Raw genomic sequence first — 22546 nt, 5'->3', positions numbered from 1 at the left:
ATTGGGTGCGTTGAGCGCACCGAAGGCCACATTGGGTGCGTTGAGCGCACCGAAGGCCACATTGGGTGCGTTGAGCGCACCGAAGGCCACATTGGGTGCGTTGAGCGCACCGAAGGCCACATTGGGGCGCTGGCACATCGCCAACGAGCAGCCGCGAGCTCCCGGCCAGCGAGTGTCCCCAATGACTCATTCCGGACCTCCGACGCCCCGAATGAGTCATTCGGGACGTCCGAACCAGCTCTCGCCCAGGCTCGCCCCCCGAAACGAACCCACCCGAGTAAAGGATCCACAAAGGACAATCAACCCAGTGTGATCATGCTCTCGCAGGGGATTCGCCAAGTTGGTTGCCATACGCAAGCAAGTTGCTTAGCCTAGCTAAGGGACTTTGCGAGCAGAAGGGTTGCACAGTGGCGGAACGCCGGACGTATTCGATCGCGGAACTGGGGCCGCGGTACAAGTGGATCGCGCTGTCCAACACGACGCTGGGCATGCTGATCGCCACGATCAACTCCTCGATCGTGCTGATCGCGCTGCCCGACATCTTCAAGGGCATCGGCATCAACCCCCTCGAGCCCGCCAACACGAGCTACCTGCTGTGGATGATCATGGGCTTCCTCGTGGTCACCGCGGTGCTGGTGGTGAGCTTCGGCCGGCTCGGCGACATGTACGGCCGCGCGAGGATGTACAACCTCGGCTTCGCCGTCTTCACCGTTTCTTCCATCATGCTGGCCGTCACCTGGTTCGACGGTGACGCCGCCGCGCTGTGGCTGATCGGCTGGCGGATCGTGCAGGGCGTCGGCGGCGCCTTCCTGATGGCCAACTCCTCGGCGATCCTCACCGACGCCTTCCCGGCCAACCAGCGCGGGCTCGCGCTCGGCATGAACGGCGTCGCGGCCATCGCGGGCTCGTTCCTCGGCCTGGTCGTCGGTGGCGTCCTCGCCCCGGTCGACTGGAACCTGATCTTCCTGGTGTCGGTGCCCTTCGGCGTGATCGGCACGATCTGGGCGTACCTCAAGCTGCACGACACCGGCATCCGCAAGCACGCGCGGATGGACTGGTGGGGCAACATCACCTTCGCCGTCGGCCTGATCTCGGTGCTGGTCGGCATCACCTACGGCATCCAGCCCTACGGCTCCTCGCAGACCGGCTGGGGCAGCCCGATGGTGCTTTCCTGCCTGATCGGCGGAGCCGCGGTGCTGATCGGGTTCGTGATCATCGAGACCAAGGTCGACAACCCGCTGTTCCGGCTCTCGCTGTTCAAGATCCGGTCGTTCACCTGGGGCAACGTCGCCAACCTGACGGCGTCGCTCGGCCGCGGCGGGCTGCAGTTCATCCTCATCATCTGGCTGCAGGGCATCTGGCTGCCGCAGCACGGCTACACCTTCGAGCAGACGCCGTTGTGGGCGGGCATCTACATGCTCCCGATGACGGTCGGCTTCCTGCTGGCCGCGCCGACGTCGGGCATCCTCGCCGACCGGATCGGCAGCCGCCTGCTCGCCTCCACCGGACTGCTGATCACGGCGATCACGTTCCTGCTGCTGATCATCCTGCCGGTGAACTTCGACTACTGGGCGTTCGCCGCGATCCTGCTGATCAACGGCATCGGCATGGGCATGTTCTCCTCGCCCAACCGCGCCGAGGTGATGAACAGCCTCCCGGCGGACGCGCGCGGCTCCGGCGCGGGCATGATGACGACCTTCCAGAACGCGGCGATGGTCCTGTCGATCGGCTTCTTCTTCAGCCTGATCATCTCGGGCCTGTCGAGCAGCCTCCCGTCGACGATGCACGACGGCCTGATCGCCCACGGCGTCCCCGAAGCGGCGGCCTCGCAGGTGGCGAACCTGCCGGCGGTGGCGGTGCTGTTCGCGGCGTTCCTCGGCTACAACCCGATCCAGCAGCTGCTGGGCAGCCAGCTGTCGTCGCTGCCGCCGGACCAGGCGTCGTTCCTGACGGGCCGCAGCTTCTTCCCGAACCTGATCTCGGGGCCGTTCCAGTCGGGCCTGGCGGTGGCGTTCGGCTTCGCGATCGCGGTCTGCCTGATCGGCGCGGTGGCGTCGTTGCTGACGAAGGACGCCCGCCCGAAGGACCGCGAATCGGTGGGTGAAGAGCTGGCGGCGGTCGCCGGGGAGGCGGGCACCGGTCCGAGCGAACTGGTCGCGCCCGCCGTCGAACGCTGACCGTGGTTTCGAAAAGCCGGGTGCCGCACTGCGCGGCACCCGGCTTTTCCCGTCCTGGGGCGTGCGTCAGGCCGTGACGAGCGCGGGTTCGGCGACCTCGGCCGCCGGTGCCGTCTTCTTCGCGCGCCGGCGGGTGATGATCCTGCGCCCGACGTCGATCATCGGGACCTCGACCCAGCGGTAGAGCAGGTCGGCGGCCAGCAGCCCGACGATCGTCACGGCGACCGCGGTCAGCGTCCGGTGCGGGGCGAACTGCGGGATCGCGCCCGCGAGCGCCACCGCGACGACGCCCTGCATGAGGTAGAGCGAGTACGACCGCTCCCCGACGAACCGCATCGGCCGCAGCGACAGCACCCAGTTCAGCGGTCCGCCGCCGGCGACCAGCGACGGCACCAGCAGCGCGGCGAAGAGGATGTAGATCGTGCCGGTGACCGAGCCGCCTTCGTCGCCCAGCAGCTCGGTGATCTCGCCGAACATGGTCTGGACCGTGATCAGCGCGGCGGCGACCACCAGCCCGACGGCGGGGTGCGTGAACACGCGCAGCGCGGCGAAGCCCTTGCGGTGGTGCAGCGCGATCGCCAGCGTGCAGCCGATGAGGATCGGCGAGTACGCGCCCGCGTAGGGCATGAAGGGGATCAGGGCGAGCATGAGGGCGACGAGGCCGAGGGAGAGGCTCAGGCGCTTCACGAAGCTGAGCGCGCCGATGCCGAACGCGAGCAGCGGCCAGACGAGGTAGAACTTCTGCTCGACGCCGAGCGTCCAGGCCTGACCGAACAGGGCCATCTGGTGGTATTCGCCGACGAAGGCCACGTTCCAGGGAAGGGCGGCGATGATCCCGCTGTGCCGCAGGCCCATGCCCCGGAAGTAGGCGAAGACGACCACGATGCCGATGACGACGTAATACACGGGCAGGATCCGGAACGCCCGCCGGATGTAGAACTCGGCGAGCGACACCCGGCCGTTGCGGGCTTCCTCACGCAGGGCCAGGGTGGTGATCAGGAAGCCGGAGAGCACGAAGAACAGGTGGACGCCGATCCAGCCGTTGGCCCGCACCCAGTTGGGTCCCCCGTAGTGGAAGACGACGACGAGCACGGCGGCGATGGCGCGCACCCCGTCGAGGGCGCCGAATCTGCGGGTGGCCAGGTATTGCTCGTGCGTCATCATCGCGGGTCCCCCTCAGGCTGCTCGACTCGCCCAATGTAATCGGGCGATCCTCTCATTCACTCTTTGGGGTGACGTTCCGGGTGGCGCCCGTGATCCGCTACCAGCCGAGCGACGCGCGCTGGATCTTCACCGGGTGCGCCGGAGCGCCGTCCAGCGGCCCGTTCGGGTCGGTCGGGATGATGCCGTCCGCGACCATGTGGTCGATCGCCGACATCCCCCGGACCACGGTCCCCAGCACCGAGTAGCCGGCTGGGATGTTCGCGAACGAGTGCACGACGAAGAACTCGGACCCATTGGTCCCCGGCCCCTGGTTCCCCATGGCGACGGTCCCGCGCGGGTAGGTCTCGGCACCGGAGACCTCGTCCGGGAACTTGTACCCCGGCCCGCCCTTCTCGACCTCGTGGATGTCCCCGCACTGGAGAACGCCCAGCCGCGAAGAGTTCGAAAGCCGCCAGCACTGCGACCGGTCGTAGAACCGCTGGAGGATCAGCGAAACCATGTTGTGCACCGCGCAAGGCGCCGCCCCGGCGCGGTTCAGCCGCACCGTCACCGGGCCGTAGTTGAAGCGGAACGTCACGTCCACGGTCCCGCGCGTCAGCGCGAACGGCAGCGGACGCACCACCGGCCGCGCCGCGGGGTTGTCCGGGGTCGGCGTGAACGAACACCGGACGACCGGCGCCGAAGCGGCGGACGCCGAGGCCGGCGCCGCCAGCAGCGCACCCAGGACACCGATGAGAGCCAGACCCCAGCGCAGCTTCATGCCGGGGACGTTAGCCCTGACCGACTACTTGCGCCAGGCGGTGCGCTGCTTGCGGATGTCCAGCACGAGCAGCAGGATCAGGAACAGCGAGAGGCCGACCAGCCAGACGTTCTCGGTGTTGTTCTCGTGGTTGCCCTTGATCATCACCAGCAGGATGATCGCGCTGACCCAGCCGGCGATCCGGGTGGCCTTCGGGAACGAACCGTGCCAGCCCCAGGCCGCGGACGGCTCGTCGCGGGGGTCGACCTCGGGCCGCTTCTCGACCGCCTTGCCTGCCACGATGAACTCCTCAAGACCCTTGAACCACGGACGCGCCGATGATCCCACACCTCCGGGTGCACCGCGGAGACGCCCCGCGCGACAATGACCCGCGATGACTACCTCGCGAAGCGTTCTCGTGCTCGGCTCCACCGGGTCCATCGGCGTGCAGGCCTTGGACGTCGCGGCCCGCAACCCGCACCTCTTCCGGGTGGCCGGCATCGCGGCGGGCGGCGCCGATCCGGGCGCGCTCGCCGCGCAGGCGCTCGCCCACGGCGTCGAGGCCGTCGCCGTGACCAAGGCCACGGCCGCCGAAGACGTGCAGCTCGCGCTGTACGCCGAAGCGCAGAAGCGCGGCTACGACCAAGGCGAGTTCAAGCTCCCGAGGCTCTTCGCGGGTTCGGACGCGGTCACCGAGCTGATCGACGCCGTACGCGTCGACACCGTCCTGAACGCCCTGCCCGGCTCCCGCGGCCTCGAGCCCACGCTCAAAGCGCTCGCCACCGGCGCCACCCTCGCGCTCGCGAACAAGGAGTCGCTCATCGCCGGCGGGCCGCTCGTGCTCGCCGCCGCCAAGCCGGGGCAGCTGGTGCCCGTCGACTCCGAGCACTCCGCCATCGCGCAGGCCTTGCGGGCCGGGAACGAAAGCGAAGTCGCCCGGCTCGTGCTCACCGCTTCCGGTGGCCCGTTCCGCGGCCGCCAGCGCGCCGACCTGGCCGACGTCACCGTCGAGCAGGCGATGGCGCACCCGACCTGGTCGATGGGCCCGCTGATCACCATCAACTCCGCCACCCTGGTCAACAAGGGGCTGGAGCTGATCGAGGCGGCGCTGCTGTTCGGCATCGAGCCGGCGCGGATCGACGTCACCGTGCACCCGCAGTCGATCGTGCACTCGATGGTGACCTTCACCGACGGCTCGACGATCGCCCAGGCCAGCCCGCCCGACATGCGGCTGCCCATCGCGCTCGCGCTGCACTGGCCCGACCGGGTTCCCGCTGCCGCCCCCGCCTGCACCTGGGACAAGGCCGCGACCTGGACGTTCGAGCCGCTGGACGACGACGCGTTCCCGGCCGTCGAGCTGGCCCGCCACTGCGGCACGGTGGGCGGCTGCCTGCCCGCCGTCTACAACGCCGCGAACGAGGAGCTCGTCGCGGCGTTCCTGGCGCAGAACACCAGCTTCACGTCGATAGTGGACACTGTTTCCGAGGTGGTGGGAGCTGCCGACGAGTGGCGTCGCGAACCGCGCGACGTCGACGACGTTCTCGCCGCCGAGCGCTGGGCTCGCGCGCGGGCCGGTTCGATCATCGAGGGGAAGTAGCGGTGTCCTACATCATCGGTGTGGTGCTCTTCGCGCTGGGGATCTGCGTCTCCGTCGCCCTGCACGAGGCCGGCCACATGGTCACCGCGAAGGCCTTCGGCATGAAGGTCCGCCGGTACTTCGTGGGCTTCGGGCCCACAGTGTTCTCCTGGCGTCGCGGCGAAACCGAATACGGCCTGAAGTGGATCCCGCTCGGCGGGTTCTGCGACATCGCCGGCATGACCGCGCTCGACGAGGTGACGCCGGACGAGGCGCCGCGCGCGATGTGGCGGTTCAAGACCTGGAAGCGCACGGTCGTCATGTGCGCCGGGTCGGTCACGCACTTCATCCTCGGCTTCGTCGTGCTCTACCTGATGGCCGTGACGATGGGGCTGCCGGACCTGACCGCCCCCACCACGACCGAGCCGGTGCTGGCTTCGACCTCCTGCGCCCGCGCGGCCACGACGAAGGAGCAGGCACAGGACCCCGCCTGCCCGAAGGGCGCGGCGCGTCCCGCGGAGGAGGCGGGGCTGCGGGCCGGCGACAAGGTCCTCGCGATCGGCGGCAAGCCGGTCGCGACGTGGGACGAGATGCTCGCCGCCGTGCAGGGCACCAGCGGCCGGACTGAGTTCGACGTCCAGCGCGGCGATCAGCGGCTGGCGCTCATCGTCGACGTGCCGAAGGTGCAGCGCTGGTCCACCGCCGGCGTCAAGGAGGTCGGCATGATCGGCGCCTCGCCGAAGCTCCCGGCCGCGACCACGCAGTACGGCCCGGTCGCCGCGGTCGGCGCCACGTTCAGCTTCACCGGCACGATGTTCTCCGAGACGGCCCAGCGGCTCGTCGAGTTCCCCGAGCGCATCCCCGCCGTCGTCACCGCGATCTTCGGCGGCGAGCGCGACCCGAACACCCCGGTCAGCGTCGTCGGCGCGAGCCGGATCGGGGGCGAGGCCGTCGAGCGGGGCATCTGGGTGCTGTTCTTCTTCCTGCTGGCCAGCCTGAACTTCTTCATCGGCGTGTTCAACCTGCTGCCGCTGCTGCCGCTCGACGGCGGGCACATCGCGGTGGTCTGGTACGAGCGCGTCCGCGACTGGATCCGCGCCCGGCGCGGCAAGACGGCCGGCGGCCCCGTGGACTACACCAAGCTGTCCGGGATCACGATGGTGCTGGTGTTGATCGGCGGCGCGGTGACGCTACTCACGGTGACGGCGGACATCGTCAATCCGATCCGGATCGGGCAATAGCCGCCACGGAGGGGGTCCGGTCCCTCCGCGGCGGGTCACACCGGGCGTAATACTGCTCACCGTGACGGTTGACATGGTGAAGGTGGCCCGGTCGGGGTAGGTACGCTGGAAACCGTGACCGTCGCACTCGGTATGCCCGCCCTGCCCCCGCCCGTCCTCTCCGAGCGCCGCAAGACCCGCCAGCTCCAGGTGGGCCCGGTCGGCGTCGGCAGCGACTTCCCGATCTCCGTGCAGTCGATGACGACGACGCTCACTTCCGACGTCAACGCGACCCTGCAGCAGATCGCCGAGCTGACCGCCGCGGGTTGCGACATCGTCCGCGTCGCGTGCCCGTCGGCCGACGACGCCGAGGCGCTGCCCGCGATCGCGAAGAAGTCGCAGATCCCGGTGATCGCCGACATCCACTTCCAGCCGAAGTACGTCTTCGCCGCGATCGAGGCCGGCTGCGCCGCGGTGCGCGTGAACCCGGGCAACATCCGGAAGTTCGACGACCAGGTCAAGGAGATCGCGCAGGCCGCGAAGGACCACGGCACGCCGATCCGGATCGGCGTCAACGCCGGTTCGCTGGACAAGCGGCTGCTCGAGAAGTACGGCAAGGCGACGCCGGAGGCGCTGGCCGAGTCGGCGCTCTGGGAGGCGTCGCTGTTCGCCGAGCACGACTTCCACGACATCAAGATCTCGGTGAAGCACAACGACCCGGTGGTCATGGTCCGCGCGTACGAGCTCCTCGCCGAGCAGTGCGACTACCCGCTGCACCTCGGCGTCACCGAGGCGGGCCCGGCGTTCCAGGGCACGATCAAGTCGGCCGTGGCGTTCGGCGCCCTGCTGCGCCAGGGCATCGGCGACACGATCCGCGTGTCGCTGTCCGCGCCGCCGGTCGAAGAGGTCAAGGTCGGCATCCAGATCCTGCAGTCGCTGAACCTCAAGCAGCGCAAGCTGGAGATCGTTTCGTGCCCGTCCTGCGGGCGCGCGCAGGTGGACGTCTACACGCTCGCCGAGCAGGTCACGGCCGGGCTCGAGGGCATGGAGATCCCGCTGCGCGTGGCGGTCATGGGCTGCGTCGTCAACGGCCCGGGCGAGGCCCGCGAGGCCGACTTGGGCGTGGCTTCCGGCAACGGCAAGGGCCAGATCTTCGTCAAGGGCGAGGTCATCAAGACCGTGCCCGAGCACGCGATCGTCGAGACGCTGATCGAAGAGGCCATGCGCATCGCCGAAGAGGCGGGGGAGTCCCTGGGCGAGGGCGAGCCGGTCGTCACCGCCGGCTGATTTTCGGGGGGTCCGGGTGGCGAAGCCCCCGGCCCGGGGCGAAGCCCCGGATGTCCTCGGCTTCGACATCCTGGGCCTGCCGCCGGGCGCGCGCTGGCTGGATCTCTGCTGCGGCAGCGGACGCGCGCTCCTCGACGCGGCCGCGGCCCGGCCGGACCTGGACCTCACCGGCGTCGATCTGGTCGGGTACTTCGCCGCGACCGGCCCCGTGCGGTTCGAGACCGCGTCGATCGCGGCGTGGGCGCCCACGGGCCGGTTCGACCTCGTGACCTGCGTGCACGGGCTGCACTACGTCGGCGACAAGCTCGGCGCGCTGCTGCGGGCGGCGTCTTGGCTGAACGAAGACGGCGTGTTCGTGGCGAACTTCGACGTGTCCGGCGTGTGCCTGCCGGGCGGCGCGCGCCGGCTCCTCCCGGCTCTGCGGGCCGCGGGGTTCGCCTACGACTCACGCACCCGCCGGATCCGGCGGACCGGCCCGTTCACCGGGACCCTGCCGTTCCGCTACCTCGGCGCGGACGACCGGGCCGGCCCCAACTACACGGGCCAGCCGGCGGTCCACTCGCACTACGAGTCATCCCTGTAGGTGGTGCTGGGCGGCGTCGCGGATCTGCAGGCGGACGTTCTCCAGCGCGGCGGCGACCTCGTCGATCTGCTGCGACGCCAGCTGGATCGCGCCCTGGATCGCGGTCGCGGTCGAAGTCTCCCCGAGCAGGCCGAGCACCTGCGCCTGCAGGTCTTCGAGCTCGCTCTTGGTGGCGAGCGCGATGCCGGTGGGCACCTCGTCGGCGAGCAGCTCCAGCTGCTGCGCCTGCTCCTGGATCGTCATCGGTGGTTCCTTCCGTCCTGCGGTCGCATCTTCCGTGTTAGCAGAACCGGAACTGTCGGTGGTGACGTTTACGCTGGTTTTCGTGAGCGTGACCTGGGCCGTCCGGCAGCCGCACCCGGTGGTGCGGCCCCTGGTCACGCGCTATGTCGGGTACGCGCAGGACGAGGTGACGCTGCCCGTGCACCGCGGGCTGCCGTCCCGGCATGTGACGCTGGTCATCAGCCTGGCCGGTCCGGTCCGGATGGCCGGGCACAGCCTGCAGGCGCTCGTCGGCGGCCTGCACACGCGCGCGGTGCTGATCCGGCAGGACCGCAGCCAGGCCGGGCTGCAGCTGGAGCTCGACCCGCTGGGCGTGCGGACGCTGTTCGGCGTCACGGCGGCGGAGCTGAGCGGCGAGGTGCACGACCTGGCCGAGTTCGGCCTGGGCTCGCTGCCGGACCGGCTGCGGGAGCTCCCGACCTGGCACGAACGGTTCGCCCTGCTCGACGACGTGCTGGCCGCCCGGGCGGTCGAGCCGGTGCCGCCGCCGCCCGAGCTGGGGGAGGCGTGGCGCCGGATGCGGGGCGCGGACGGACGGGTGCGCGTCACGGAGCTGGCTGGCGAGGTCGGCTGGAGCCGCCGTCACCTGGGCGAGCGGTTCCGGACGGAGCTGGGCCTGGCGCCCAAGCAGGCGGCGCGGGTGCTGCGGTTCGAGCGGGCCGGTCGGCTGCTCCGGCAGGGGCAGGCCGACCTGGCGTCGCTGGCCGTCGAATGCGGGTACTACGACCAAGCGCACCTGACGAACGAGTGGCGGGCGCTGGCCGGGTGCACGCCGGGGACGTGGATCGCCGAGGAGCTCCCGTTCCTCCAAGACGAGGGGGTGCCGGCGGGGCAAGACTCGCCGTATGACTCCTGAACCGAACGTCTGGCCCGCCCTGCGCTACGACGACGCCCCGGCGGCGGTCCGTTTCCTCGTCGACGTGCTGGGCTTCACCGAGGCCTTGGTGGTGCCCGAAGGCGACTTGATCGCGCACGCGGAGCTGCGCTGGCCCGAGGGCGGCGCGGTGATGCTGGGCAGCGTCCGCCCCCCGGACGGAGTCCACGACGCGATGAAGCCCGGCACGGGCGCGGTGTACGTGGTGTCGGACAAGGTGGACGAGATCCACCGGCGCGTGAAGGACTCGGGCGCGCAGATCACGGCCGAGCTGACGGACACCGGCTACGGCTCCCACACGTTCAGCCTCCGCGACCCGGAGGGCAACGCCTGGACGATCGGCACCTACCGCGGCGCTTGACCAGGGCAGGGCCGACCGATCGCGGCCACGCCGGTGCGGCCCCGAGCGTCGCGAATGACTCATTCGGGACCTCCGGCGCCCCGAATGAGTCATTCGCGACCTTCGAGCCGCCCCTTCACCTCCGCCGAGGTGATCGCCTTGAGCTGCCACCCGTCCTCCGCGTGGTCGTTCAGCAGCTTCTCCAGCTTCCCACCCGACATCTTCCCTCCGACGAGCTTTTCCCGGACCTCGACGACCTTGTACGTATACCGCTGCATACGCCCCATCCTCCTCGCGAACCACGACCCGGGTGTTCATCTGACCGTGTCCGGAGCCTCGCGTTCCGTTCAGGCGCCGAATCTGGCACCCTGGACCTCGTGTTGCGGCTTGCAGGTGCACGGCTGCTCGATGATCGGGACTATCCGGCGGTCCGTGCCGCGCTCGCCGCCGACCCGGTGGGCAGCTGCATGGTCAGCGCCCGGGTCGAGGCCGCGGGCCTCGACCCGTGGCGGCTCGGTGGCGAGCTCTGGGCCGCCGACAGCCGGCCGGTCCGTGCCGGGCGGCTCCAAGGCCTGTGCTTCGCCGGGCCCAACCTGATCCCGCTGAGGGGCAACGCCCCCGCGTTGCGCTCCTTCGCCGACCGTGCGCTGCGGAGGCAACGCACCTGCTCCTCGCTCGTCGGCCCCGCCGAACAAGTCCTCGGCCTGTGGGACGAGCTCCAGGACGAATGGGGCCCGGCCCGCGAGGTCCGCGACGACCAGCCGCTGATGGCGCTGGACACCCAGCCGCTCGTGCAGGCCGACCCGCTGGTCCGCCCCGTCCGGCCGGACGAGCTCGAGCGGTACCTGCCCGCGGCCGTCGCGATGTTCATCGAGGAGGTCGGCGTCGACCCGCGCAGCGGCGACGGCGGCGCCAGCTACCGCGCCCGCGTCACCGAGCTGATCGGCGCCGGGCGCGCGTTCGCCCGGTTCGAGAACGGCGAAGTCGTGTTCAAGGCCGAGATCGGCGCGATGTCGGCGACCGTCGGGCAGATCCAGGGCGTCTGGGTCCACCCCGAACGCCGGGGCGGCGGCCTCGGCACCGCCGGCACCGCCGCGGTGGTCAACCGGCTCGTGAAGGGCCTCGGGCGCACCGCCAGCCTCTACGTCAACGCCTTCAACACCCCCGCCCTCGCGGCCTACCGCAAGATCGGCTTCCAGCAGGTCGGCCAGTACGCGACGGTCTTGTTCTAGCCACTCTTCCGTGGCGGCGTTTCAGGCCGGTCGGCACGCCGCTGACCAGGCATCATCCGGCCATGAGTGCACGTCGACACCGCGGTGCGCTCGCGGTGCTGCTGCTCGTCGCCGCGACCACGGCCGGGTGCTCGGGCGACGGTCCCGAGGACGCCCTCGCCACCTTCCTCGACGCCGTCGCGGCCGGGGACGTCGCCGCCGCGGCCGCGAACACCGACTCGCCGGACGCGGCCGCGACCGTGCTGTCGCAGGTCCGCGGCGTGCTCGAGCCCGAGTCCCTGGAGGTCGACGACGAAGAGGTGAAGGAGCCGGCGAACGGCGACACCGTCACCGCCGGCTACCAGCTCACCTGGCACCTGCCGCACGGCCGCACGTGGACCTACCGCGCCGACGCCCAGCTGCGCGCGGCCGAGAACGGCTGGCAGGTGCACTGGCAGCCGACGGTCGTGCACCCCCAGCTGACGGTCGGCCAGACCCTCGGCCTGCTGCCGCAGCTGCCCGAGACCGCGCCGGTCCTCGACCGCGACGGCGTGCCGCTGATGCGCCCGCAGACCGTGATCGGGGTGGTCGTCGACCCGCAGAAGACGGGTAACGCGAGCGCCGTCGCCGGCTCGCTCGCGAAGGCGCTGCACCGGTACGAGCCGTCGGTCACCGGCCGGTCGGTGCTGGACGGGATGAGCAAGACGAAGCCCGGCGACGCCTACCCGGTGATCAGCCTGCGGGCCGGCGACTACCAGCGGGTCAAGCCGGTGATCTACGACCTGCCCGGCGTCCGGTTCGCCAGCCAGGAGCGGCTGCTGCCGGTCACCCGCGGCTCCGGGCAGCAGGTCCTGCCCGGCATCCGCACGCTGGTCGAGCAGCAGCTGGCCGGGGCCGCGGGCTGGCGGATCGTCACCCGGGACGTCACCGGCGGCGAGGTCTCCGAGCTGAAGGCGGAGCCGCCGCACCCGTCGCCCGCGGTCACCAGCACGCTCAGCGCGAGGATCCAGGCCGCCGGCGAGAAGGCCCTGGACACCGAGCCGTACCCGGCCGCGCTGGTGGCGATCCAGCCGTCGAGCGGGGACATCCTCGCCGTGGCGCAGAACCAGGCCGCCGACGACGAGGGCTCGCTGGCCCTGTCCGGCCGCTTCCCGCCCGGGTCGACGTTCAAGATCGTGACGGCGGCGGCCGCGCTGTCGACGGGAGACGTCGAGGCCGGCAGCCCGGTCGACTGCCCCGGCACCACGACGATCGAGAACCGCGTCATCCCGAACGAAGGCCGGTTCGACCTCGGGCGCGTCCCGCTGAAGACGGCGTTCGCGCGCTCGTGCAACACGACCTTCGCCCGGCTCGCCGCCGGGCTGCCGTCCTCGGCGCTCACCGACGCCGCCCGCTCCTTCGGGATCGGCGCGGATTTCGTCGTCCCCGGTCTGACCACGGTGACCGGCGCCGTCCCGGCCAGCGACTCGGCCGTCCAGCGCGCCGAGAACGGCTTCGGCCAGGGCACGGTGGTGACCAGCCCGTTCGGCCTGGCGCTGGCCGCGGCCACCGTGCAGGCCGGGAAGGTGCCGACGCCGTCGATCGTCAAGGGCCTGCCCGCGACCGCGCAGAACGTCGGCGACCCGCCGTCGGACGACGTCCTGGGCGCGCTGCGCGGGATGCTGCGCGAGGTCGTCACCAACGGCACCGCGACCGGGCTGCGGGACATCCCCGACGTCGCGGGCAAGACCGGCACCGCCCAGTTCGGCGACGGCTCCCGCTCGCACGGCTGGTTCGTCGGCTACCGCGGCGACCTGGCGTTCGCCGTGCTGCTGACCGAGGCCGGGTCGTCCAAACCGGCGGTGCAGGCCGCGCACCGGTTCCTGGCGGGGGTCGGCTGAGCGGGCCGTCGTAAGGTGGAGGCATGTCCGTTCGTGCCCCGCTGGTTCCCGGCGTCCAGACGCCGCGCCGTGACGTCCCCAGTTCCATCGCCCGTCCCGAATACGTGGACAAGCCGGCACCGAAGCGGGACACCGGCAGCGGCGTGCGCACCCCCGAGGTGATCGAAGCGATGCGGGTCGCGAGCCGCATCGCGGCGCAGGCGCTGGAGGAGGGCGGCAAGGCCGTCAAGCCGGGCGCCACCACCGACGACATCGACAAGGTGGTGCACGAGTTCCTGCTCGATCACCACGCGTACCCCTCGACGCTGGGCTACCGCCGGTTCCCGAAGTCGTGCTGCACCTCGCTCAACGAGGTCATCTGCCACGGCATCCCGGACTCGACGGTGATCGAGGACGGCGACATCTGCAACATCGACGTGACGGCCTACATCGGCGGCGTCCACGGCGACACGAACGGCACGTACCTGGCCGGCGACGTCTCCGAGGAGGCGCGCCTGCTGGTGGAGCGCACCCGCGAGGCGACGATGCGGGCGATCAAGGCGGTCCGGCCGGGCCGGCAGCTCAACGTGATCGGCCGGGTCATCGAGGCGTACGCGAAGCGCTTCGGCTACGGCGTGGTCCGCGACTTCACCGGCCACGGCGTCGGCCCGGCGTTCCACACGCCGCCGACGGTGCTGCACTACGAGGAGCCCTCGGTGGACACGGTGATCGAGGAGGGCATGACCTTCACGATCGAGCCGATGATCACCCTGGGCACGATCGACTACGACATCTGGGCCGACGACTGGACCGTCACCACGAAGGACAAGAAGTGGACGGCCCAGTTCGAGCACACCCTCGTGGTGACGGCCGACGGCAGCGAGATCCTGACCCTGCCTTGACGTGGCAAAGGCCCTTCCTCCGATGAGGAAGGGCCTTTGCCGCACTCAGCTGCTCGTCGCCTTCTGGTAGCAGCGCACCGAAAGCGGCACGAACACCGCCAGCAGCAGCACGATCCACAGCACCGAAGCCAGCATCGCGTGCTGCATCGGCCAGACGTCGCGCGGCGGGAGGGCCGCGCTCGTGTTGCCGAACAGCTCACGCGCCGCCTGCGTGACCGCCGAGACGGGGTTCCAGTCGGCGATCGCCCGCAGCGGGCCGGGCAGCCGTCCGCTGTCGACGAACGTGTTGGCCAGGAACGTCAGCGGGAAGACGACCACCATCGAGACGTTGTTGAACACCTCGGGCTTGCGCACGGCCAGGCCGAGCGCGCCCATCACCCACGACAGCGCGTAGGAGAACGCCAGCAGCAGGACGATCCCGCCCAGGGCTTCCAGCACTCCGGTGTGGATGCGCCAGCCGACGAGCAGGCCGACCAGGCCCATGATGAGCAGGCTCGCCGAGCTGAGGATGAGGTCGGCGGTGGTCCGCCCGATCAGCACGGCCGCCGGCGACATCGGCAGCGAGCGGAACCGGTCGATGATGCCCTTCTGCAGGTCGTCGGTCAGCCCGTAGCCGGTGACGATGCCGCCCATCGCCACGGCGAGGGTGAAGATCCCCGGCAACATGAACTCGCGGTACGACAGGCCGGGGATGTCGATCACGCTGCCGAACACGTACCCGAAGAGCAGGACGAACATCACCGGCGTGAACACGAGGGACCCGAGCAGGTCCAGCGACCGGAAGATCTTGATCGAGTTGCGCTTGGCGACCGTCACGCCGTCGGTCACGGCCATCTGCACCGCGTTCATCACACGGCCTCCTTAACGGTCTCGGCCACCTCGTGGCCGGTGAGGGTGAGGAAAACATCGTCGAGGGTGGGACGGCGGACGCCGACGTCGCGGACTTCGACGCCTTCCGCGGTGAGCAGCGCCAGCGCTTCGGTAAGCGCTTTCGCGCCGTGGGTCACGGGCACGGTGAGCCGGAAGCCCTCGGCCTGCGGCTCGCCGCTCGCGAGCCGGGCCAGCGCCCGCTGCGCGACGACGAGGTCGTCGTGCGTGCCGACGGTCAGCTCGATCCGCTCGCCACCGACGAGGTCCTTGAGCTCGTCCGAAGTGCCCCGGGCGATCACGCGCCCGTGGTCGACGACGGCGATGCTGTCGGCCAGCCGGTCGGCCTCTTCGAGGTACTGCGTGGTCAGCAGCAGTGTGGTGCCACCGGCGACCAGCTCGGTGATGACGTCCCAGAGCTCGGTGCGGGCCCGCGGGTCGAGCCCGGTCGTGGGCTCGTCGAGGAACAGCACCGGCGGGTTCGCGACGAGCGCGCCGGCCAGGTCGAGCCGGCGCCGCATGCCGCCGGAGTAGCCCTTGACCGGGCGGTCGGCGGCGTCGCCCAGGCTGAACCGGGCCAGCAGCTCCCGGCCGCGCGCCTTGGCCCGCTTGGTGCCCAGGTGGTACAGCCGGCCGACCATCTCGAGGTTTTCGGCCCCGGTCAGTTCGAGATCGACGGCGGCGTACTGCCCCGACGCGCCGATGTGCGTACGCAGCTCGTGCGCGTCCTTCACGACGTCGAACCCGGCGACCGTCGCCCGGCCGGCGTCCGGCTTCTGCAGCGTCGTGAGGATCTGGACGGTGGTGGTCTTCCCGGCGCCGTTCGGCCCGAGCACCCCCAGCACCGTGCCTTCGGGCACCGACAACGTCATCCCGTCGAGCGCGGTGACCTTCCCGTACTTCTTGACCAGTCCTTCGGCCACGATGGCGTCTGACATGGATCTTCCCCTTCGTGTGCGTGGAGTTTTCAAGCGCGCCGGATGACGATGTCGCCGGTGTAGGTGTGGGCCTTGACCTCGACGGTCTCGGTGCTCCCGCCGGGCCCGTCGGTGGCGCTGAGCGTGTTGCGCACGCTGCCGGTCAGGGAGTTCAGCTCGAGCCACGCGGCGCTGCCCTCGCGGACGCCGACCTCGATCTCGCCGACGGCGGTCTCGAGGACGACGCGGTCGCGCACGACCTCCGCGAGCCGGATGTCGCCGGACGCGGTCTTGGCGTGCACGGCCGCGTGGGCGAGGTCGACGAGGATGTCGCCGTTGGCGACGCTGACGCGCAGGTCGCCGGTCACCTCGCCGACACGGGTCTCGCCGTTGGAGTTCTTCAGCACGGCGGTGCCGTCGATCTCGCGGATCCGCAGCTCGCCGGAGCCGGTGTGGACTTCGGCGTGCCCGGTGGCGCGTTCGACGGTGACGTCGCCGGTGGCGGTGCTCGCCTCGATCACGGCGGCTTCGTCGAGGTGGATGTCGCCGACGGAGGTCTTGAACCGGCTGTTCCCGATGCGGCCGCTGACGCGGAAGTCGCCCATCGCGGCGGTGCCCTGGATCTGCGAGCCGGCCGGCAGTTCGACCGTGACGTGCAGGGCGCCGGCCTTGCCCCAGAGCTTGGTGACGTACTTCGGGCCCTTGACCAGCAGCTCGCCGTGGGCGAACTCGACGCGGGTCCGGGCGACGGCCTTGACGTCCTCGTTGTCGGCCGGGTCGGCCGCGGTGACCTCGACGGTGGTCTCCGCACGCTCGCCGGCGACGATCCGGACGTCCGCGACGCTCACGTCGATCGTGACCGCGATCGGCTCGGGAGTGGGGAAAACAGGCATGGCTGCGCCCTCCTGGGGTGCTCGGGTGGCGTCTCCGCAGGTCGAAGACGTGAAGGAAGAGAGGAGTTACTGAACCCAGCCGGTGTACTTCTCGCCGAAGGCCGACCGGCGCTGGGTGGTCTGGCTCTTGCCGGGGCCGAGCGCGCTGGTCGCGGCCCGGACGAGCCAGGCGTTGATCGAGACCCGGTCCCGGCCGGCGGCTTCCTCGACGCGCTGCTTGAGCTGCTCGGGCAGCCGCAGGTTGATCCGGGCGACGGCGCCGTCGTCGGCTTCGGGTGGGGACGACGGCGCTTCCGCCGGCGCCGGTTCGGGCGTGGTGGGCAGCGAAACGGCGAACTCGGCGTCGCGGCGGCGAAGGCGCACTTCGACGGAGCCGGGCGCGAGGTCGCGGGTGATCTCGTCGGCCGCGGCCGAGAGCGCGTCGAGCAGGGTGAGCCGGATCGCCGATTCGAGCGGCGCGGTGAGCCGCTCGGCGAGGGCGACGGCTTCCTCGCCCGCCGCTTCGGCGGCCACCGCGAGCTCCCGGCGGAGTTCGTTCACGAAGGGCGTCAGGTCCATGGCACTACTGTGGCACCACGGTGGTGCCACGACAACCCTGAATTGGCACCCTTAAGGGTCAGAAGTGATGCCACTGGTCTCGATGCGCAGGTCAGCGAGGCAAGCGCCCCAATGTGGCCTTCGGTGCGTTCAACGCACCCAAGGGGCCCTTCGGTGCGTTCAACGCAACCAAGGCCACATTGGGGCGTTCGGGTCAGGCGCGTTCGACGCGCTCCAGGAGCTCGTCGAGGAACCCGCAGGCCTCCTCGGCGGCGCGGTCGGGATCGCGGTTCGCGATGGCGTCGGCGAGACCTTCGTGGCCGATCTCCGGCACGTGGCCGACGCCGGGCGTGATGCTCGACGTCGCCGCGACGCTCGCCGTGATGACCTCGGTCAGCCCGCGGTAGAGCTCGGTGAGCAGCCCGTTGTGCCCGGCGCGGACGACGGCCGTGTGGAACTCGGCGTCGGTGTGCGCGAAGTCCTCCCAGCGGCGTTCGCGCAGCTCCGTCTCGCGACGGGCCAGCAGCGACCACAGCTCCGCGACCTCCTCCTGGGTGCGCGACAACGCGGCGAGCCGGGCGCCTTCGGCTTCGAGGGTGCGCCGGACCTGCAGGACCTCGCGCAGCTCCGAGCCGCAGAGCCGGCGGATCGCCCCGGACACCTCGCTGGTCGCGCGCACGTACGTGCCGTCGCCCTGGCGGACTTCGAGGATGCCCGTGTGCGCGAGCGCGCGCACGGCTTCGCGGATGGTGTTCCGTCCGACGCCGAGCTGTTCGCCGAGCTCGGCTTCGGTGGGGATGCGCTCGCCGATGGGCCATTCGCCCTGCGCGACCGCGGTCCGCAGCTGCTCGATGACCTGGTCGACCAGGCCGGCCCGCCGGGTGGTGGCCAGAGGCACAGGAATTATCCCTTCATCCAATCATCCTACGTATGCGATAGTAGCGGTCATGCGCGTCGAACACCGTGAATCCGCCCTGGAACCCGAGCTGGACGGCGCCGTGGAGATCCGGACGCCGGGGGTGGTCACCGCCGGCGCGCTGCTCGCGGTCGCGGTGGTGCTCACCGCCCTCAACCTGCGCCCGGCCATCACCGGGGTCGGGCCCATGCTCGCCGAAATGCGCGCCGACCTGGGCGCCTCCGTGGTCTGGGCGGGCGTGCTCACGACGTTGCCGACGCTCTGCTTCGCCGGCGCGGGGCTCGCCGCGCCGCTGCTGGCCCGCCGGGCCGGGATCGGCGCCGCCATCGCGATCGCGCTCACCGCGCTCGCGGCCGGACTCGTCCTGCGCGTGCTCGACGGCCCGGCCGTGGTGCTCGGCGGGACGCTCGTCGCCACCGCCGGGATCGCCCTGATCAACGTGCTCATCCCGGTGGTCATCAAGGACTCCTTCCCCGCTCGCATCGGCGTCATGACCGGCGTCTACACCGCGGCGCTGCAGGGCGGCGGCGCCCTCGGGTCGGCGGTCACCCCGCAGCTCGGCGACGCCTTCGGGGGCTGGCGCCCGGCCCTGGGCGCCTGGGCGGTGGTGGCCGTCGTCGCGCTGGTCGGGTGGATTCTCGCAGCTCGCGGCACCGGCCGGGCATCGCGTCACGCCGAGGCGGCCGACGCCGGCCGGTCGCTGCTGCGCAACCGCCTCGCCTGGATCGTCACGATCTTCTTCGGCCTGCAGGCGTTCTACGCCTACGCCGCGATGGGCTGGTTCCCGCAGGTGCTGATGGACGCCGGGGTCCCGCGCGACCAGGCCGGCCTGCTGTTCGGCCTGGTCTCGCTGATCGCCGTCCCGATCAGCCTCGTCGTCGCGCCGATGGCGGCCCGCCAGCGCGGCCAGGGCCTTTGGATCGTCACCCTCGGCGTGTTCGGCTTCATCGGGACGACCGGGCTCATGCTCGCGCCGTCGTGGTCGCCGCTGCTGTGGAGCCTGCTGGCCGGGCTCGGGATGAGCGTGTTCTCCCTCGCCCTGACGGTGATCGCGCTGCGCGCCCGGACCGGCGCCGACACCGCCCGGCTGTCCGGCATGGCGCAGGGCTTCGGCTACCTGTTCGCCGCGCTGGGGCCGTTCCTGTTCGGCCTGCTGCACGACGTCGCGGGCGGCTGGCAGGTGCCGCTCGCCATGCTGCTGGGCTTGCTGCTCGTCCAGATGGTGTTCGGCGCGCTCGCCGGCCGCCGCCGGTTCGTCTGATCCTACTGTGTCGTTCGTCAAGAATCCGACCATAGTCACGGCCGGATGGCTTTCGTGGCAACAGTTGCCTGCCGCTCGAGGGCCGGCCTACTTTTGGTCGGATTCTTAACTGTTAATACGGTTCGCCGGAGTCGGCACCGCTTAAGATCACCGGATGGCCGTGCCGTCGCCGGACCTCGGGACGCTGCTGCGCGTGGGCCCGTTCGACGCCGCCCTGCGCGCGGCCATCCGCGCCCGCGGCCTGAGCCTCGACCGGCTGCGTGAGCACCTGCGGACTCGCGGTGTCACGGTGACGACGGCGACGTTGAGCTACTGGCAGTCCGGCCGCAGCCGTCCCGAACGACGGGACTCGGTGCGCGGGCTGGGTCAGCTCGAAGCCGTCCTCGAGGTCCCGGCGGGCTCGCTGGTCGCGTTGCTCGGGCCGCCGCGGGTGCGCCGGTCCGCGCACGCGGAGATCGGGCGGTTCTGGCCGGACGGCCGGCCCATCGACGCCGCCGTGTCCGATGTGGACATCCGGTGGGACGAGCGGCTGACCCGGCTCAGCCAGCACGACGTCGTCCTCGTCGGTCCCAGTCGCGAGGAGCTGGAGATCCGGTCGCGGCAGGTGCTGCGCGCCGAAGCAGACGGCCCCGACCGGTGGGTGGTGATCCTGCACCTCGACGAGCACGACCGGCCGCTGCCGGAGCTGCGCGATCTGCGTGGCTGCCGAGCGGGCCGTCGGGTCCTCCGGCCGGGAGACGGCCTCCTCGTCGTCGAACTGCTCTTCGGCAGGCCGCTCCTGCGTGGCGAAACGATGCTCACCGAGCACACGCTCGTGAATCGCGCGCCGCACCCGGTCGCGACGAACTACGAACGCAAGTTCCGGCTCCCGGTCCGCGAATACGTGCTCGAAATCCGGTTCTCGCCCGAGGCCGTTCCGCCGGTGTGCCGCCGCTTCGCGGAGCCGGGTGAAGACGCCGATGTCGTCCCGGAATCCGGTGCGGTGCACGGGGTCGCGTTGAACTTCGGCCCGGGCCGGTACGGATTCGACTGGGACTGGCCCGCCAGTTAACTGTTAAGGACTTCCGGATCTTCAATCCGGTCTTTCCCGCGTTCTACGGTCTGCGCACTCCACTCGCCGATCCGAGGAGAAACCGATGCGCAGATTCGTTTCCGTCGTGAGCGCGGCCGCGCTCGGACTGGGGCTGACGCCCGCCGAGGCGGCGCCTCCGCCGGCCCACCCGCAGGCCGAGGTGGACGGCGTGGCCGTCGCCTTCGGACTCACCGCGGCCCGGGCCCGGGCCCAGCTCGCGGCCCAGGACGACGCTCACCGGCTGGCCGCCGCCCTGCCCGCCTCGGTACGCGCGGAGTCGGCCGGGCAGTGGTTCGACGCGGCCGCCGGGAAGCTGACCGTCGCCGTCACCACCGGTCAAGCCGCCGATCAGGCTCGGGCCGCGGGTGCGGCGGCCCACGTGGTCGCTCGGAGCCAGGCCGACCTGGACCGCACCGACGCGGCGGTCCGGGCGCTGGTCGGGAAGGGCGTGCCCGGTGTCTACGGCTGGGGTGTCGACGTCCGCGGCAACGACGTCGGCGTCGACGTCGACCGGACGAAGAAGACCGCGGAAACCGACAGCTTCCTTTCCCGGGTCAAGGATCTCGGCGTCCGGATCACCGAGACCTCGACGTCGCCGCGGCAGCAGTCGGGCACGATCCAGACCGGCAACCCGTGGTGGCCGGGCAGCGAGAGCAACTGCTCGGTCGGCTTCCCGGTGACGGATTCCGGCGGTGCCAAGCACTTCCTCACCGCGGGCCACTGCACGAACGACCGCGACCAGGCCGCGTACGGCGCTTCGGGCCAGCAGAACAAGCTCGGCACGTCGAACGTCGGCGGCACCCACAGCGTCAATGCCCGCGAAGGCGATATGGGCGTCGTCGCGGTGACGGAGGCGGGCTGGAACCTGTCGGCGTCGGTGAACACGTGGGGAGAGCCGGCGGTCACGCTGTCCGGCGCGGACGAGGCGATGGTCGGCGACCGCGTCTGCCACTCCGGCAACACTTCGCACTGGAAGTGCGGCGAAGTGAAGTACACGCACAAGTCCGTCGACTACGGCGGCGGCCTGGTCATCGACGACCTGACCTGGACGACGGCGTGCTCCCTCGGCGGTGACTCGGGCGGCGGCTGGCTGCTCGGCGACAAGGCCACCGGCCTGCACGACGGCGGCCCGTCGCAGTGCGTGGACAACCCGTCCGACGGTGACCTGTCCCTGTTCCAGCCGGTCATCGAGGCGCTCAACAAGTGGCAGCTCACCCTGGTGACCAGCGGCGGCACGGGGGACACGACGGCGCCGAGCGCGCCCGGCAACCCGCGTGCCACCGGCACTACGTCGAACAGCGTCTCGCTCGCCTGGGACGCGTCGACGGACAACGTCGGCGTCACCGGCTACGACGTCTACAACGGCTCCGCGCTCGCGACGAGCGTCGCCGGGACCGGCGCCACGGTCTCCGGCCTGAACCCGGACACGGCGTATTCCTTCACGGTCAAGGCCCGCGACGCCGCCGGGAACGCGTCTCCCGCGAGCGCGGCGGTGTCCGCGCGGACCCAGGCCGGGGGCGGCGGGCGCACCTTGAGCAACGACACCGACTACGCGATCCGCGACTACCAGCAGGTGTTCAGCCCGATCGCCTCGACGCTCACCGGCAGCGCGGCCGCCACGATCGGCGTCTCGCTGACCATCCGCCACACGTGCGCCGAAGACCTCGGCATCACGCTGCTCGACCCGCGAGGCCGGGCGTACGCGCTGAAGTACAGCGGCGGCAGCACGTGCACGCCGTGGGCCGGCGCGCGGACGTTCACCGTCCCGGCTGCCGCCTCCCCGGCCGCCGGCAAGTGGCAGCTGCGCGTCACCGATTACGGGCCCGGCGACACCGGCACCCTCGACACCTGGTCCCTCACCCTCTGAAA

The 22546-nt window shown here is 71.0% G+C and carries 23 protein-coding genes; 13 read left to right on the top strand and 10 right to left on the bottom strand.

Going from position 1 to position 22546, the window contains the following annotated elements; all coding sequences use genetic code 11:
• Nucleotides 1–407 precede the first annotated feature (407 nt).
• The gene (locus AB0N03_RS34570) at nucleotides 408–2177 is read left to right on the top strand and encodes an MFS transporter (RefSeq protein WP_364380681.1); all 1770 of its coding nucleotides are present in this window, start codon (nucleotides 408–410) and stop codon (nucleotides 2175–2177) included.
• Between the two features lie 66 nt (nucleotides 2178–2243).
• Here the strand turns inward: AB0N03_RS34570 and AB0N03_RS34565 are convergent, their stop codons facing one another.
• The 3 genes from AB0N03_RS34565 to AB0N03_RS34555 form a co-directional block, all read right to left on the bottom strand.
• Nucleotides 2244–3341 carry an acyltransferase gene (locus tag AB0N03_RS34565; protein WP_364380678.1) on the bottom strand — a complete coding sequence of 366 codons (1098 nt, stop codon included), beginning with the start codon at nucleotides 3339–3341 and terminating at the stop codon, nucleotides 2244–2246.
• Between the two features lie 97 nt (nucleotides 3342–3438).
• Nucleotides 3439–4101, bottom strand: coding sequence for a peptidylprolyl isomerase (locus AB0N03_RS34560; RefSeq protein WP_364380675.1), 663 nt, complete (start codon nucleotides 4099–4101; stop codon nucleotides 3439–3441).
• A gap of 24 nt (nucleotides 4102–4125) precedes the next feature.
• Nucleotides 4126–4380 (bottom strand): DUF2631 domain-containing protein, encoded by a 255-nt coding sequence (locus tag AB0N03_RS34555; RefSeq protein WP_155545384.1) that lies wholly within the window; start codon nucleotides 4378–4380, stop codon nucleotides 4126–4128.
• Between the two features lie 94 nt (nucleotides 4381–4474).
• Here AB0N03_RS34555 and dxr point away from each other — a divergent pair, with 94 nt between their 5' ends.
• The 4 genes from dxr (at nucleotide 4475) to AB0N03_RS34535 (ending at nucleotide 8746) form a co-directional block, all read left to right on the top strand.
• Nucleotides 4475–5677: a 1-deoxy-D-xylulose-5-phosphate reductoisomerase gene (gene dxr, locus AB0N03_RS34550; protein WP_364380672.1), complete on the top strand. Its 1203-nt coding sequence runs from the start codon at nucleotides 4475–4477 to the stop codon at nucleotides 5675–5677.
• A gap of 2 nt (nucleotides 5678–5679) precedes the next feature.
• Nucleotides 5680–6897, top strand: a complete 1218-nt coding sequence (locus AB0N03_RS34545; RefSeq protein WP_364380669.1) for a site-2 protease family protein — start codon at nucleotides 5680–5682, stop codon at nucleotides 6895–6897.
• 114 nt (nucleotides 6898–7011) lie between these two features.
• On the top strand, nucleotides 7012–8163 hold the full coding sequence (gene ispG / locus AB0N03_RS34540) for a flavodoxin-dependent (E)-4-hydroxy-3-methylbut-2-enyl-diphosphate synthase (RefSeq protein ID WP_364380666.1): 1152 nt from the start codon (nucleotides 7012–7014) through the stop codon (nucleotides 8161–8163).
• Between the two features lie 16 nt (nucleotides 8164–8179).
• Nucleotides 8180–8746, top strand: coding sequence for a methyltransferase domain-containing protein (locus AB0N03_RS34535; protein ID WP_364380663.1), 567 nt, complete (start codon nucleotides 8180–8182; stop codon nucleotides 8744–8746).
• On the opposite strand, the gene AB0N03_RS34530 is transcribed toward AB0N03_RS34535, so the two are convergent.
• On the bottom strand, nucleotides 8735–8989 hold the full coding sequence (locus AB0N03_RS34530; RefSeq protein WP_364380660.1) for a hypothetical protein: 255 nt from the start codon (nucleotides 8987–8989) through the stop codon (nucleotides 8735–8737). The genes AB0N03_RS34535 and AB0N03_RS34530 overlap by 12 nt on opposite strands.
• A gap of 82 nt (nucleotides 8990–9071) precedes the next feature.
• Between AB0N03_RS34530 and AB0N03_RS34525 the strand changes: the two genes are divergently transcribed.
• Both AB0N03_RS34525 and AB0N03_RS34520 read left to right on the top strand, forming a co-directional pair.
• The gene (locus AB0N03_RS34525) at nucleotides 9072–9884 is read left to right on the top strand and encodes an AraC family transcriptional regulator (RefSeq protein ID WP_364380657.1); all 813 of its coding nucleotides are present in this window, start codon (nucleotides 9072–9074) and stop codon (nucleotides 9882–9884) included.
• Nucleotides 9874–10263 (top strand): VOC family protein, encoded by a 390-nt coding sequence (locus AB0N03_RS34520; protein WP_364380654.1) that lies wholly within the window; start codon nucleotides 9874–9876, stop codon nucleotides 10261–10263. Before AB0N03_RS34525 ends, AB0N03_RS34520 begins: the two co-directional genes overlap by 11 nt.
• An 89-nt stretch (nucleotides 10264–10352) precedes the next feature.
• Here AB0N03_RS34520 and AB0N03_RS34515 read toward each other — a convergent pair whose 3' ends face one another.
• Nucleotides 10353–10520 (bottom strand): DUF4177 domain-containing protein, encoded by a 168-nt coding sequence (locus AB0N03_RS34515; RefSeq protein ID WP_364380651.1) that lies wholly within the window; start codon nucleotides 10518–10520, stop codon nucleotides 10353–10355.
• A 99-nt stretch (nucleotides 10521–10619) separates the two neighbouring features.
• Here AB0N03_RS34515 and AB0N03_RS34510 point away from each other — a divergent pair, with 99 nt between their 5' ends.
• The 3 genes from AB0N03_RS34510 (at nucleotide 10620) to map (ending at nucleotide 14214) form a co-directional block, all read left to right on the top strand.
• The gene (locus AB0N03_RS34510) at nucleotides 10620–11474 is read left to right on the top strand and encodes a DUF4081 domain-containing protein (protein ID WP_364380648.1); all 855 of its coding nucleotides are present in this window, start codon (nucleotides 10620–10622) and stop codon (nucleotides 11472–11474) included.
• 62 nt (nucleotides 11475–11536) lie between these two features.
• A complete protein-coding gene (locus tag AB0N03_RS34505) occupies nucleotides 11537–13333 on the top strand; it encodes a penicillin-binding transpeptidase domain-containing protein (protein WP_364380645.1) in 1797 nt (598 codons plus the stop codon).
• 23 nt (nucleotides 13334–13356) lie between these two features.
• The gene (map, locus tag AB0N03_RS34500; protein ID WP_364380642.1) at nucleotides 13357–14214 is read left to right on the top strand and encodes a type I methionyl aminopeptidase; all 858 of its coding nucleotides are present in this window, start codon (nucleotides 13357–13359) and stop codon (nucleotides 14212–14214) included.
• 45 nt (nucleotides 14215–14259) lie between these two features.
• On the opposite strand, the gene AB0N03_RS34495 is transcribed toward map, so the two are convergent.
• From AB0N03_RS34495 to AB0N03_RS34475, 5 genes are all read right to left on the bottom strand, one after another.
• The gene (locus tag AB0N03_RS34495; protein ID WP_364380639.1) at nucleotides 14260–15063 is read right to left on the bottom strand and encodes an ABC transporter permease; all 804 of its coding nucleotides are present in this window, start codon (nucleotides 15061–15063) and stop codon (nucleotides 14260–14262) included.
• Complete coding sequence (locus tag AB0N03_RS34490; protein WP_364380636.1) at nucleotides 15063–16019, bottom strand: ATP-binding cassette domain-containing protein; 957 nt, start codon at nucleotides 16017–16019, stop codon at nucleotides 15063–15065. Before AB0N03_RS34490 ends, AB0N03_RS34495 begins: the two co-directional genes overlap by 1 nt.
• Nucleotides 16020–16048: 29 nt before the next feature.
• Entirely contained in the window at nucleotides 16049–16891 is an 843-nt protein-coding gene (locus AB0N03_RS34485) for a DUF4097 family beta strand repeat-containing protein (protein WP_364380633.1), read from the bottom strand.
• A gap of 66 nt (nucleotides 16892–16957) precedes the next feature.
• On the bottom strand, nucleotides 16958–17449 hold the full coding sequence (locus AB0N03_RS34480; RefSeq protein ID WP_364380630.1) for a hypothetical protein: 492 nt from the start codon (nucleotides 17447–17449) through the stop codon (nucleotides 16958–16960).
• Between the two features lie 193 nt (nucleotides 17450–17642).
• Nucleotides 17643–18326, bottom strand: a complete 684-nt coding sequence (locus tag AB0N03_RS34475) for a FadR/GntR family transcriptional regulator (protein WP_364380628.1) — start codon at nucleotides 18324–18326, stop codon at nucleotides 17643–17645.
• Between the two features lie 49 nt (nucleotides 18327–18375).
• On the opposite strand from AB0N03_RS34475, the gene AB0N03_RS34470 reads away from it, so the two are divergent.
• From AB0N03_RS34470 to AB0N03_RS34460, 3 genes are all read left to right on the top strand, one after another.
• Nucleotides 18376–19605 carry an MFS transporter gene (locus AB0N03_RS34470; protein WP_364380625.1) on the top strand — a complete coding sequence of 410 codons (1230 nt, stop codon included), beginning with the start codon at nucleotides 18376–18378 and terminating at the stop codon, nucleotides 19603–19605.
• A 154-nt stretch (nucleotides 19606–19759) separates the two neighbouring features.
• Nucleotides 19760–20656: an XRE family transcriptional regulator gene (locus AB0N03_RS34465; RefSeq protein ID WP_364380622.1), complete on the top strand. Its 897-nt coding sequence runs from the start codon at nucleotides 19760–19762 to the stop codon at nucleotides 20654–20656.
• 85 nt (nucleotides 20657–20741) lie between these two features.
• Nucleotides 20742–22544: a proprotein convertase P-domain-containing protein gene (locus AB0N03_RS34460; protein ID WP_364380619.1), complete on the top strand. Its 1803-nt coding sequence runs from the start codon at nucleotides 20742–20744 to the stop codon at nucleotides 22542–22544.
• Nucleotides 22545–22546 lie beyond the last annotated feature (2 nt).

The organism is Amycolatopsis sp. NPDC051061 (assembly GCF_040682935.1).
Taxonomy (GTDB): domain Bacteria; phylum Actinomycetota; class Actinomycetes; order Mycobacteriales; family Pseudonocardiaceae; genus Amycolatopsis.
This window is presented reverse-complemented; position numbering and strand designations above follow the sequence as displayed.

What these genes read in the sequence shown, in the direction of transcription:
- AB0N03_RS34520 (WP_364380654.1), top strand. Translation starts at nt 9,874, where the DNA reads ATGACTCCTGAACCGAACGTCTGGCCCGCCCTGCGCTACGACGACGCC.
- AB0N03_RS34490 (WP_364380636.1), bottom strand. Translation starts at nt 16,019, where the DNA reads ATGTCAGACGCCATCGTGGCCGAAGGACTGGTCAAGAAGTACGGGAAG.
- AB0N03_RS34460 (WP_364380619.1), top strand. Translation starts at nt 20,742, where the DNA reads ATGCGCAGATTCGTTTCCGTCGTGAGCGCGGCCGCGCTCGGACTGGGG.
- dxr (WP_364380672.1), top strand. Translation starts at nt 4,475, where the DNA reads ATGACTACCTCGCGAAGCGTTCTCGTGCTCGGCTCCACCGGGTCCATC.
- AB0N03_RS34515 (WP_364380651.1), bottom strand. Translation starts at nt 10,520, where the DNA reads ATGCAGCGGTATACGTACAAGGTCGTCGAGGTCCGGGAAAAGCTCGTC.
- AB0N03_RS34565 (WP_364380678.1), bottom strand. Translation starts at nt 3,341, where the DNA reads ATGATGACGCACGAGCAATACCTGGCCACCCGCAGATTCGGCGCCCTC.
- AB0N03_RS34560 (WP_364380675.1), bottom strand. Translation starts at nt 4,101, where the DNA reads ATGAAGCTGCGCTGGGGTCTGGCTCTCATCGGTGTCCTGGGTGCGCTG.
- AB0N03_RS34465 (WP_364380622.1), top strand. Translation starts at nt 19,760, where the DNA reads ATGGCCGTGCCGTCGCCGGACCTCGGGACGCTGCTGCGCGTGGGCCCG.
- AB0N03_RS34470 (WP_364380625.1), top strand. Translation starts at nt 18,376, where the DNA reads ATGCGCGTCGAACACCGTGAATCCGCCCTGGAACCCGAGCTGGACGGC.
- AB0N03_RS34495 (WP_364380639.1), bottom strand. Translation starts at nt 15,063, where the DNA reads ATGAACGCGGTGCAGATGGCCGTGACCGACGGCGTGACGGTCGCCAAG.
- AB0N03_RS34485 (WP_364380633.1), bottom strand. Translation starts at nt 16,891, where the DNA reads ATGCCTGTTTTCCCCACTCCCGAGCCGATCGCGGTCACGATCGACGTG.
- AB0N03_RS34480 (WP_364380630.1), bottom strand. Translation starts at nt 17,449, where the DNA reads ATGGACCTGACGCCCTTCGTGAACGAACTCCGCCGGGAGCTCGCGGTG.
- AB0N03_RS34505 (WP_364380645.1), top strand. Translation starts at nt 11,537, where the DNA reads ATGAGTGCACGTCGACACCGCGGTGCGCTCGCGGTGCTGCTGCTCGTC.
- AB0N03_RS34530 (WP_364380660.1), bottom strand. Translation starts at nt 8,989, where the DNA reads ATGACGATCCAGGAGCAGGCGCAGCAGCTGGAGCTGCTCGCCGACGAG.
- map (WP_364380642.1), top strand. Translation starts at nt 13,357, where the DNA reads ATGTCCGTTCGTGCCCCGCTGGTTCCCGGCGTCCAGACGCCGCGCCGT.